We start from the raw sequence: 11,246 nt of genomic DNA on the forward strand, positions 1-11,246 counted from the left end.
TATGGAAACAAACTACAGCTATTTTAACAGGGACCTGAGTTGGCTGCACTTCAATCACAGGGTTTTAAATGAGGCCCGGGATAAATCACTGCCCTTATACGAGCGCATTAAGTTTTTAGCGATCTATTCCAATAATCTGGAGGAATTTTACAGGGTCAGAATAAGCTATTACAGGAATCTGATACGTGAGCTTCCGGAAGATGATTCTAAATTTCAGCGGGTACAGCCCATTAAACTGATTGATGAAATCAACGGGCTGGTTAGTCAGCATCAGGCCGAATTCAGCGAGATATTCAATAACGAAATACTGCCGGAACTAAGAAACAACAGGATTTTTCTTTTGCGAAGAAAGGATAAGCTGAGCAAATCTCAGCAGGCTTATTCCAAACAGATCTTTTTGAGTAATGTATTACCGTCTTTACAACCAGTTCTGCTAAAAAAACGAAGGGTTAAGCCTTTTCTGAAAACGGGTCAGGTGTATGTTTGTATAAAGTTTTACAGAACCGGTATACCAACCTGGCTGCAGAAATGTGTATATGGTATTGTTAAAATTCCGACGGATCATGACGTGGCCCGTTTTATTGAATTACCTGAAGAGAAGGGGAATTATTACATTATGTTTCTTGAGGATCTGATTATGCGGAACATCAGTACTATCTTTCCGGGATATTCTGTAAGTGACTGGTATAATATTAAAGTGACACGTGATGCGGACCTGGAATATGATGATTATGTGGGAGAGGACCTGATTGATGTTATTGAAAGAATTGGCAGTGCCAGAGAACTGGGACACCCTAACCGTTTTCAGTTTGATTATAAGATGCCGGCCGGCATGATTGAGTTTTTAAAGGCAACATTCGACCTTGAAGACAGGGACCTTGTTAAAGGTGGGGCAATACATAATTTCAGAGACTTTTTTAACTTCCCGAACCCTATGGCTCCACGGTTGGAGAATGAGAAAAATATTCCGCTAAGGGTACGCGAACTGGATGAGGTTGATTCGTTGATAAATGAGTTTAGCCGGAAAGAGTACATGTTGCATTTTCCGTATCAGACTTATAATTACTTTATCAGGTTTTTACAGGAGGCCGCCAATGATCCTAACGTTTCCGAAATTAAAGCAACACAGTATCGCGTAGCTGCAAACTCCGCTGTTGTAGACGCCCTGATAACTGCTGCTGAAAACGGTAAAAAAGTAACAGTTTTTGTTGAGCTAAAAGCCCGGTTTGATGAAGAAGCCAATCTGCGCCATGCACGGGATATGAAGCAGGCAGGGATAAAAATAATCTACAGTATCCCAGGTCTTAAGGTTCATGCAAAAGTTGCACTTGTGATCCGACAGATGGACGATGGTTCAGATCAGAGTGTTGCCTATATGGCCACAGGAAATTTTAATGAAAGGACTGCACGTCTGTATTGCGATCATGGGTTTTTTACATCTGAAAAACATATTATTGATGAGTTAAAGTCACTGTTTAATTATCTGGAAGACCAGCGTTTAAAACCAAAGTTTAGCCATATTCTTGTTCCGAACTTTAATATGGTGGAACGCTTCTCGGAGCTTATTGACCAGGAGATCAGGCATGTTAAAAACGGTCATGAAGGATATATCTGTCTGAAGATGAATGGGCTGGAAGATCCGGTGATGGTTGATATGTTATACCGGGCAAGTGAACATGGTGTGAAAATTGATTTGATTGTGAGAGGAATCTGTATTCTGGTTCCGAATCAGAAGTACAGCAAAAATATAAGGCTCATCCGTATAATAGACCGGTTTCTGGAACATGACCGCTTATTTGTGTTTGGAAACAACGGAAAGGAAATTGTGTATACCGGCTCCGCTGACTGGATGAGACGAAATCTCTACAGACGTATTGAATGTGTTTTCCCCGTAACCAATAAAAAGATTAAAAAAGAGCTGATTGATCTATTGAATATTCAGTTGAATGATAATGTCAAGGCCAGACTGATTGGTGATGATATGCTGAATAAACGCATTAAACGTACAGGAAACCCGGTACGGTCCCAGGTGGAAATATACAGGTACCTTAAACAAAAAGAAGACGCAAAGCGCTCTGAAGACTGATCATGCCTTCAGTATCTCGTTGAGAAAACGATTCAGCGGATATAAAGTGGAATATGTCTTTCTGCATTCTTCCAGTAAATCAGCACTTTTGAGAAGGGATGAATCCAGTTGACGCATGCCTACATACGATTTTTTACGGATCAGATCAATATGTGGCCACTCTTTGTCAAAACCTTTGGGTGCAGTTTTGAGCTCTTCACCCCATACCTCGCCAAACATGGAGCGGAACTTACTGTTGTTGATGATCTCAAGATACTCTTCAGGAGATTCATATATGGCATCTCTTATCGCTTTTAATTCAGGCCCCTGAGGCATATAACATCCACCGCCAATGAAACAGTTGTCCGGTTCAATATGAAAATAATAACCTGCGTAAATACTTTTTCTGCCACCCGGTGCCATATAGGTTCCGAAGTTTGTTTTGTAGGGTGATTTGTCCGGTGAAAACCTGACATCCCGGAAAATTCTGAAGATACATTTCCTGGGATCCAGTAAGGGTATATCCGGGTCAATGGTTCTTAATTCGTTGATTAGGAGTTCGGTGAACGCTGTAAATGTCTTTTTGGCAGTGTCGTATCTTTTGCGGTTTTCGTTAAACCATTCCCTGTTGTTGTTCTGTTTCAGGTCCGTCAGAAAAGTAAGAATTTGTTCCATTTTGGTGCCATTTAAATTGTGATTTAACCACTGAGTTGAGCAATGTGAAGCCGGAGCTTAATTTAATAAACCAGACTGTTTTTTTTTAGTTCATTTTACTATCTTTGAGGCTTCATTTTTAGCACTATAAATTAAAAACTAATTTCGGAAAACTGACAAGATGAAACGCACAAAAATTAAAGATCTGCTTAAATTTGATACGTTTGGAGGAGAGGTAAATGTAAAAGGTTGGGTACGAACCAAAAGAGGTAATAAACAGGTGAATTTCATCGCCCTGAATGACGGTTCTTCCATCAATAATTTACAAATTGTGGTCGATGTTGCCGGTTTTTCTGAGGACGTTTTGAAAAAGGTGACTACCGGTGCAGCTGTATCTGTAAACGGAACTGTAACGGAATCACAGGGTAGTGGACAGAAAGTGGAGTTGCTTGCTACTAAACTGGAAGTTCTTGGCGTTGCTGATCCGGATAAATACCCGTTGCAACCTAAAAAACACTCTTTGGAGTTTTTACGTGAAATTGCCCATTTAAGGTTCAGAACAAACACATTTGGTGCCATTACACGGGTGCGCCATGCGATGATTTTTGCGGTTCACAATTTTTTCACCGAAAAAGGTTTTGTAAACGTGCATACACCTATCATTACAGCTTCCGATGCGGAAGGAGCAGGTGAAATGTTCCGCGTAAGTACATTTGATCCTAAAAATATTCCGTTGACAGAGGAGGGTGATGTGGACTGGAAGAAGGATTTCTTTGGACGTGAGACGAGTCTTACCGTGTCGGGTCAGCTTGAAGGTGAACTTGCTGCCATGGCAATGGGCGAGATTTACACATTCGGCCCCACCTTCAGAGCAGAAAACTCAAATACTTCCCGTCATTTGTCAGAGTTTTGGATGATAGAACCTGAAATGGCGTTTTATGATATTCACGATAACATGGATCTGGCAGAAGAATTCCTGAAGTATTTGATAAAATATGCCCTGGATAATTGTCGTGAAGATCTTGAATTTCTCAGTAACCGTCAGCAGGAAGAGGAGAAAAACAAGCCACAGAATGAGCGCAGCATAGAACTGATTGAAAAACTTGAATTTGTGCTGGCGAACAATTTTGAACGGTTGACCTATTCAGAGGCGATTGATATTCTGATGAATTCAAAGCCGCAGAAAAAAGGACAGTTTAATTATCCTGTTGATGGTTTCGGTACTGACCTTCAGAGTGAGCACGAACGTTACCTGGTAGAAAAGCATTTTAAAAAACCCGTAATTCTTACAGACTATCCCCGGGATATCAAAGCATTTTATATGAAACAGAATGAGGATGGGAAAACCGTTCGCGCAATGGATATTCTTTTTCCGGGTATCGGTGAAATTGTAGGGGGATCGCAAAGGGAAGAAAACCTGGACAAACTGCAAAACCGCATCAATGAACTGGACATGTCGGTAACAGAATTATGGTGGTATCTTGATACCCGAAGGTTTGGGTCTGCCGTACACAGTGGCTTTGGTCTTGGTTTTGAGCGACTGATGTTGTTTGTTACCGGTATGGGTAATATTCGTGATGTTATACCTTTCCCTCGTGCGCCTAAAACTGCTGAGTTTTAGAGAATAACAGCGAAAAACTATCGTAGTGACATAATGTAAAAAACTGGTTAATAACTACTTTCTTAACAAAAGTTAATTCGTGACGAATATAATTATATTAGTCTCCTGAAAAATAACTTTTAAGGATGGAAAATAATCAGATCACTAAACTTTCACCCGCCAAGATGACCCTGGTGGGTGTTCAATTTTTATTTGTTGCGTTTGGGGCAACGGTGCTTGTCCCCCTACTTGTGGGTATTGATCCGGCGGTTGCTTTGTTTACTGCAGGTGTGGGTACCTTAATATTTCACCTCATAACCAAAGGTATGGTTCCTGTGTTTCTGGGGAGTAGTTTCGCTTTTATTGCACCGATATTAAAAGCAACTGAGCTTTACGGATTACCCGGAGCATTATCAGGCCTTATTGCAGTAGGTTTGGTTTACGGTATCGTGTCCCTGTTGATTAAATGGCGGGGAATAAAGTTTGTGGAACGATTATTTCCGCCAATTGTTGTCGGTCCCGTTATTATGGTCATCGGTTTGTCACTGGCTTCAGCCGGTGTGGATATGGCTAAAACAAACTGGGTGTTAGCTGTAGTTTCATTATTATCTGCAATTGCGGTAGTAACCTTTGCCAAAGGTGTTTTAAAACTTATTCCGGTATTTGTCGGCATTGTTGTCGGTTATATTGTTGCCCTCGTCTGGGGTAAGGTCGACTATTCTGCCCTTGCGTCAGCATCATGGTTTCAGCTGCCTGAGTTTACAAAACCGGAATTCAGCTGGCATGCAATCCTCTTTATGTTACCGGTAGCTATAGCACCGATTATTGAACATATTGGTGACATGTACACGATAAGTAATGTTGCAGGGAAAAATTTCGTGGAAAAACCCGGTTTGAACCGGACCTTGTTGGGTGATGGTATTGCTACGGCCTTTGCCGGTTTTCTGGGAGGACCTCCTAATACCACTTATTCTGAGGTCACCGGAGCCATTAGTCTGACAAAGGTGACTAATCCAAGAGTTTTGCAGATCGCGGCTGTCACGGGTATCGTGTTTTCGGTAATCGGAAAAGTAAGTGGTTTCCTGAAAACCATTCCGCAATCGGTGCTGGGAGGCATAATGGTTTTGCTTTTTGGTATGATTGCAAGTGTAGGGATTAAATCACTGATCGATTCCAAAACCGATATGAATAAAACAAGAAACCAGGTGATCATATCTGTAATTCTGACAATAGGAATTGGTGGAGCTGTTATGAGTTGGGGTCGGTTCTCGCTATCAGGAATCGGACTGGCAAGTGTGGTCGGCGTATTGTTAAATCTGGTTCTGCCTAACAAAAAAGAAGAAGCTTCATAACTTTCTGCATAATAATATCTGATGTCCTGTAAGATTTGCATTGCAACTTACAGGACATTTTGTTATTAAATGTTATAATCCACGCAGGCTCTGTCTGCAAGGCTTTCACGAATAAGCTTAGCCACCTCCAGATGTTTGGGATGGTTGGCGTATGTTTTTAATGCATCAAAATCTTTTACAATTACTGTTAATCCAAGGTGAAATTTTTCATCCGGATTCTGATTGAGGCCTGCTTCAATGCTTTCTATTTCAGGGATTTCATGTTTTAGATTTTCCAGTTTAATCGCAATATCTTCGAGGAATGCATCGCTGCTGTTGTTGAATTTGAAAAGGACAATATGCTTTATCATACTTTAATTATTTATTAAGTTATTTGAAAAATAAAGAGATTAAATTTTCTGATTTATTATTAAATTATCTAAATTTACGTGAATTGAATTGTAACACGATAAATTTTGGTTTCTGAAGGCTCAAAATTAGCAAAAAATGCCTGATAAAACACCTTATTTCTATGGGAGATAATACGCTATCTGATATACTGGGTTTGATTATACCGTCTGGTGTATGTGTGTTGGAGGATGGAAAAATTATATGGTTAAATGATTCAGATAACATACTGAATCCTGATAATAAAACACCTGAACAACTTTCTGATATCATAACAGATAAAGACCGTTTAAAGGAACTTTCGGCTCAGTTGAGCTTACTTAAAAAAAGTAATCAGTTTCTTTATTCTAAGCCGGTTAATGTTAATTCTGTGTCTTGTTATATAAATATTAAAAACCTTGGGAGTATACAGAACTATAATCAGGTTTTTGCCGTCAATTTTATTAAGATCACAGAAAAAAGCGGGGAGGCTGTTCCTGAGCATTTAATTAAAACTCTGGGATCAGTGAACGTTGATTATTATGTAAAGAACTTAGGTGTACCCTTCAGCCTGTTTTATATTATACGTAATGAAGATCATACTCCTGTTGACCTTAAGTTTCTGACTGTCAATCAGGCTTATGCTGAAATGTCATCACGGAAGGAAGACGAACTGATTGGGGCGCGGTACAGTGATATTTACAGTACCATAGATGAAGACTTTGTCAGTTTGCTTGGGGGAATATCTCAGGAAAGAGGTGCAGCGAAGTTTATTGATTTCGAAAAGGGACTGAAACGGTATTCTGAGATAAGTGCATACAGTCCGATCGATGATATTGTGGGTTGTGTATACAATGATATAACAGACCTGGTTCTTGCCAATAAAAGCCTGCAACAGGAAGAGGAGTACATCCGTACGCTGGTAGAGGTAAATCCGGATATCATATTTGTATTCGACAAGGACGGGGTGTTTAAAGATTGTCATGCATCAGATACAGGAAAGTTGTTTGTGGGCATCAAAGAATTCATAGGTAAAAACATTTATGATGTAATGTCGCCTGAGCTGGCTGCAAAAACGCACAGTCATATAACTTCTGTTACCGAAACTAAGCGGCTGGAGGAGTTTCAGTATGATCTGGAATTCCCGGATGGCATCCGTTTTTTTGAAGCCCGGATGGTTCCTCATAATGTGGATAAGGTGGTTTGCATTGTAAGGGATATTACACGGATGAAAGAAGATCAGAAAGAACTGGAGAAAAAGCGCAATGAGGTACTTGACAATAACCAGTTTCTGACAGAGGTCATGGAAGGTGTGGGATATCCGTTATGGGTTATCGATGTGCAGAACGACAAGAAGATGATTATCAGGGATCTGAATTCACAGTACCAGGAAGTATTCGGAATTGAGACTATAAATATGAAAGGCCTTGATATTGAAGAAAAGCGCCGGTTTTATGATAAAGCATATGTGGATAATGTGATCTCGCATTACTATAATTGTATCAAAACAAAAAAGCCTGAAACGCATGAGCGGGTGCTCATTAGCAATGAAACCCGCAGACGGATATACCTCCTGGTTACACTAATGCCAAAACTGGATGAGAATGGCAATGTGTACCGGATCATCGGTTCTGCAACTGATATAACAGGGCTGAAACAAACACAGGATGACCTGATTATGGCCAAGGAAAAGGCCCTTGAAGCGGATAAACTAAAATCAACCTTCCTGGCTAATATGAGCCATGAAATACGGACACCGCTAAATTCCATAACCGGTTTCAGTGAACTGATACAGGACGAGGATCTTACACCTGAAGAACGGCAGGACATGTGCCGCATTATAGAAAAGAACAGTAATCAGTTGCTGAAGCTTGTAAATGATATCATTGAAATTTCAAAAATTGAAAGTGAGCAGATTAAGCTTATTTTCAGGAATTTTGATATTAACCACCTGATGAATGAACTGGTTCAGGAAATAGAACTCGACATGTACCGTAAAAGAAAGGTTCTGCCATTCAAGGTGAATAAAGGATTTAAAGAAGGTTTTGTGTTCAGCTCTGATGAGTTCAGGATTAAACAGATTTTCCAGCATCTGCTCGATAATGCACTGAAATTTACATCAGAAGGTGAAATAGAGTTTGGTTACGAAGCTCTTGGTAAATCGGAAGAGGTCGAATTTTTTGTACGGGACACTGGTATCGGTATACCGGAAGATAAACAGGATTCCATATTTGAGTTATTCCGACAGTTGGATGAAAGCAGCACGCGTAAGTATGGTGGTACAGGACTTGGCCTTTCTATCTGTAAACGCCTGGTAACAGCACTGGAAGGAAAAATGTGGGTGGAGTCAAAAGTTAACGAGGGAGCAACATTCCGCTTCAGGTTGAAAAATGTAACCGGCCCTATCGATTAAACTTACTTGAAAACATTTCCGTTGGCAATTTCCCAAAGTTGTATGTAGGCTGATTTTATAATCAGTTCCATGTTATCATATGCAATTTCACCGGTTTCGTCCCAGGGTTGATGATAGTCGTTGTGCCAGCCTGCGAGAAAATAACTTACCGGTATTCCTTTCATGGAGAACGAGGTGTGATCACTACCGCCCCGTGGCAAAGAGCGTGGAGAAAAGGTGATTTTCAGATCCACATCATATTTTTTCAGGCCTTCTTCAATAGTGGACTGCAGTGCCGGAACGGAACCGGTATAAACCATTTTAGCTTTGTGCCTTATGGTATCTCTTTCGTCCAGTCTTCCGATCATATCAAAATTCATGTAATACAGTACAGAATCGCTTGTGGGGTGATCCGCAAAATACCTCGATCCAAGCAGGCCTTTTTCCTCTGCGGTCCATGCTGCAAAAATCATATTGTATTTAGGCTTGATCCCACTTTCTTTAAATGCCTCTGCCAGCATCATAACGGCCACGGTTCCTGATCCGTTATCGTCGGCACCATTGTAAATCCGTCCTTCGTAGGTGCCAAGATGATCAAAATGTGCACCAACAACAACAGATTTTGTGCTGTCCTCACCTTTAACCAAGGCGAGCACATTCTTAACTTTAATAAGTTCCTCCTCCCTTGTTACCTCCAGGTTGATAGTTTTGGAGTGCATGGTTTTCAGCCGGGCTTCAAGGTTGTTGATCCGGAAATTATAAAAATCCTCAACTGAATAGTCTGATCCTGCCAGCAGAGCACTTCCGGCACGTTTGCTCACTTCAAGCACAACCATGTTATCTCCTGTCGCTTCCGGGATTCTGTATCTGTGTGCCGTAACACCCCAGGGTGTATTGCCCTCGTACCATTTGCGAGCACTGTATTTGTATATATTACTTTCTGCGATTCCGGGGAAATCTATAGTTGGGTTTACAAAGATTACCGCTGCAGCACCTTTTTCTTTGGCCAGATCAACCTTGTCCTGTTCAAGTTCAGATACATTTATATTTTTGCCTGCATTGGTAAAATACCTTGCCAGTTCTGATTCCATGTCCATATAGCCCGGAAAACCCCGAAGTGCAACAACAATTTTACCTTTTACATCCAATCCTTTATACGCGTCATAATTCAGCCGGGAATTTCTGAGGCCATAACCCACGAAAACATAGGCATGGTTCAATGCAAAGGAGGAGGAATACCCTGAAATTAGATTAAAATCCGTTTTTGCCGGAAATATAAAGGCGTTTGTGTTGTCCTTAACTGTTAGTCTGCCTTCAAACAATCTTGGTGCTTTAATCAGGTCAAAAGTCTGAAAATAGTCAACATCGCTGTCGTCCTGATATCGTATATGCTGATATGGTTTCAGTCTGTCTCCCGGTTCCAGTCCGGCATACATAAACATGGAACGGATATATTCTGCAGCGGACTCAATTCCTCGTGTGCCCGGTTCCCTGCCGTTTGTCCAGTCAGAGGCCAGAAACTGCAGCTGTGCCTGAATTTTTTGTTGGGTGATGCTGTTGAATCCTTTATCGAATAGTTCATCCTGACTAAATACATGGAATGATATGGAAATCAATAGGAAAGAAAAGATCTTTTTCATAATGCCAAGTTAAATGAGGTATTAAATATACACATTTCTTTTATTGTATGGATTTATGCCATTTGCTATCTTCAAATCTTTCATATGGTTTAGGATCACGCAACAAAGCAAACGGTTTCTTAGCTGAGACTGATTTAAACACTTAGGTCAGGCTTGGAAAATAATGGTAAAGATATGTGATTTTTAAAGGTGATTCTGTTCCCGTTTTCTTCAAAGAAACGGTGCGTTCCCGCGGTGGCAAAAATATTGTACCCTTTTTGTTTCAGCATCCTTGCACTCTCCAGTAATTCCAGTTTTGAACGTGCAGGTCCTGCGTTCGGCGTAGCTTCCAAGCTACGTCGTTTTAAATAACTAAGCTCCAACTTAGTTAATATTGCTAATTGCTAAATAAAAACGGATTGAATTTTGTAAATTTGAAAGGTTATCTTAAATCTAATTCAAATGACAACTGGTTATCAAATTCAGGATCAGGGTGCATTGTACTATGTTACATTTCAGATTGTAAACTGGATAGATTTATTTACACGTAAGATCTACAAAGATATCGTTATAGATAGTTTAAAATTTTGCCAGGAAAATAAAGGTTTGGAAATCTATGCTTATGTTTTAATGAGCAATCATATGCATTTATTAATCAGAAGTGAGAAAGAGATATTAAGTGATACAATTCGTGATTTTAAAAGCTATACGGCAAAAGAGTTTTTAAAAGTGATTGATTCTGTTGAAGAAAGCAGAAAAGAATGGATGTTAAATTTATTTGAATTTGCAGCAAACAAGCATAAACGTAATTCTAAATTTCAGATCTGGACACATGAAAATCACGCCGATTTAATTTACAGCAATAAATTTATTGATCAGAAAATTAACTATATTCACGAAAATCCGGTAAGGTCCGGAATAGTAGAAAATGCTGAAGATTATATGTATTCAAGTGCTGGTGTTTATGCCGGACAGAAAGGTTTGTTGGATGTAGAGATTATGAATATGCCTATTGAGAAGTTGAAATCATTAAGGACAATCAAATAATAGAGTTATCTTTACCAAGTAGGTATGTTACAGGTCATAGGCCATAGATTAAACATGACGTAGGCTGTAGCCTACGCCAAACAAGGGAGCACCATCGCAATCTAATGAAGCCCTTTGGTATTACTTTTATCAAAATTACGAGCCATGATGA

At 40.0% G+C, this 11,246-nt stretch carries 9 protein-coding genes; 5 read left to right on the forward strand and 4 right to left on the reverse strand.

Annotated elements, in window-relative coordinates:
* Window position 1: 1 nt before the first annotated feature.
* Complete coding sequence (gene ppk1, locus ACE1EF_RS17195; RefSeq protein WP_375721932.1) at window positions 2-2,086, forward strand: polyphosphate kinase 1; 2,085 nt, start codon at window positions 2-4, stop codon at window positions 2,084-2,086.
* On the opposite strand, the gene ACE1EF_RS17200 is transcribed toward ppk1, so the two are convergent.
* Window positions 2,087-2,740, reverse strand: coding sequence for a DUF2461 domain-containing protein (locus ACE1EF_RS17200; RefSeq protein WP_375721933.1), 654 nt, complete (start codon window positions 2,738-2,740; stop codon window positions 2,087-2,089). It abuts the gene before it with no gap.
* A gap of 160 nt (window positions 2,741-2,900) precedes the next feature.
* Between ACE1EF_RS17200 and asnS the strand changes: the two genes are divergently transcribed.
* Together asnS and ACE1EF_RS17210 are read left to right on the forward strand one after the other, a co-directional pair.
* Window positions 2,901-4,340 carry an asparagine--tRNA ligase gene (gene asnS, locus ACE1EF_RS17205; RefSeq protein ID WP_375721934.1) on the forward strand — a complete coding sequence of 480 codons (1,440 nt, stop codon included), beginning with the start codon at window positions 2,901-2,903 and terminating at the stop codon, window positions 4,338-4,340.
* 125 nt (window positions 4,341-4,465) lie between these two features.
* Window positions 4,466-5,671 carry a uracil-xanthine permease family protein gene (locus tag ACE1EF_RS17210; protein WP_375721935.1) on the forward strand — a complete coding sequence of 402 codons (1,206 nt, stop codon included), beginning with the start codon at window positions 4,466-4,468 and terminating at the stop codon, window positions 5,669-5,671.
* A gap of 65 nt (window positions 5,672-5,736) precedes the next feature.
* Here the strand turns inward: ACE1EF_RS17210 and ACE1EF_RS17215 are convergent, their stop codons facing one another.
* A complete protein-coding gene (locus tag ACE1EF_RS17215) occupies window positions 5,737-6,021 on the reverse strand; it encodes a Dabb family protein (RefSeq protein WP_375721936.1) in 285 nt (94 codons plus the stop codon).
* A gap of 161 nt (window positions 6,022-6,182) precedes the next feature.
* On the opposite strand from ACE1EF_RS17215, the gene ACE1EF_RS17220 reads away from it, so the two are divergent.
* Window positions 6,183-8,450: a sensor histidine kinase gene (locus ACE1EF_RS17220; protein ID WP_375721937.1), complete on the forward strand. Its 2,268-nt coding sequence runs from the start codon at window positions 6,183-6,185 to the stop codon at window positions 8,448-8,450.
* A gap of 2 nt (window positions 8,451-8,452) precedes the next feature.
* Here the strand turns inward: ACE1EF_RS17220 and ACE1EF_RS17225 are convergent, their stop codons facing one another.
* Together ACE1EF_RS17225 and ACE1EF_RS17230 are read right to left on the reverse strand one after the other, a co-directional pair.
* A complete protein-coding gene (locus ACE1EF_RS17225) occupies window positions 8,453-10,069 on the reverse strand; it encodes a M20/M25/M40 family metallo-hydrolase (protein ID WP_375721938.1) in 1,617 nt (538 codons plus the stop codon).
* Between the two features lie 134 nt (window positions 10,070-10,203).
* Window positions 10,204-10,401: a hypothetical protein gene (locus ACE1EF_RS17230; RefSeq protein WP_375721939.1), complete on the reverse strand. Its 198-nt coding sequence runs from the start codon at window positions 10,399-10,401 to the stop codon at window positions 10,204-10,206.
* A 109-nt stretch (window positions 10,402-10,510) separates the two neighbouring features.
* Here ACE1EF_RS17230 and ACE1EF_RS17235 point away from each other — a divergent pair, with 109 nt between their 5' ends.
* Complete coding sequence (locus ACE1EF_RS17235) at window positions 10,511-11,095, forward strand: REP-associated tyrosine transposase (protein WP_375721940.1); 585 nt, start codon at window positions 10,511-10,513, stop codon at window positions 11,093-11,095.
* Window positions 11,096-11,246: the final 151 nt, after the last annotated feature.

The organism is Quyinboa sediminis (assembly GCF_042219855.1).
Classification (GTDB): Bacteria; Bacteroidota; Bacteroidia; order Bacteroidales; family UBA5342; genus JBHJHP01.

Bases quoted from the DNA above. Each gene is read 5' to 3' on its own strand.
- asnS (WP_375721934.1), top strand. From the start codon at position 2,901: ATGAAACGCACAAAAATTAAAGATCTGCTTAAATTTGATACGTTTGGA.
- ACE1EF_RS17220 (WP_375721937.1), top strand. From the start codon at position 6,183: ATGGGAGATAATACGCTATCTGATATACTGGGTTTGATTATACCGTCT.
- ppk1 (WP_375721932.1), top strand. From the start codon at position 2: ATGGAAACAAACTACAGCTATTTTAACAGGGACCTGAGTTGGCTGCAC.
- ACE1EF_RS17225 (WP_375721938.1), bottom strand. From the start codon at position 10,069: ATGAAAAAGATCTTTTCTTTCCTATTGATTTCCATATCATTCCATGTA.
- ACE1EF_RS17235 (WP_375721940.1), top strand. From the start codon at position 10,511: ATGACAACTGGTTATCAAATTCAGGATCAGGGTGCATTGTACTATGTT.
- ACE1EF_RS17200 (WP_375721933.1), bottom strand. From the start codon at position 2,740: ATGGAACAAATTCTTACTTTTCTGACGGACCTGAAACAGAACAACAAC.
- ACE1EF_RS17215 (WP_375721936.1), bottom strand. From the start codon at position 6,021: ATGATAAAGCATATTGTCCTTTTCAAATTCAACAACAGCAGCGATGCA.
- ACE1EF_RS17210 (WP_375721935.1), top strand. From the start codon at position 4,466: ATGGAAAATAATCAGATCACTAAACTTTCACCCGCCAAGATGACCCTG.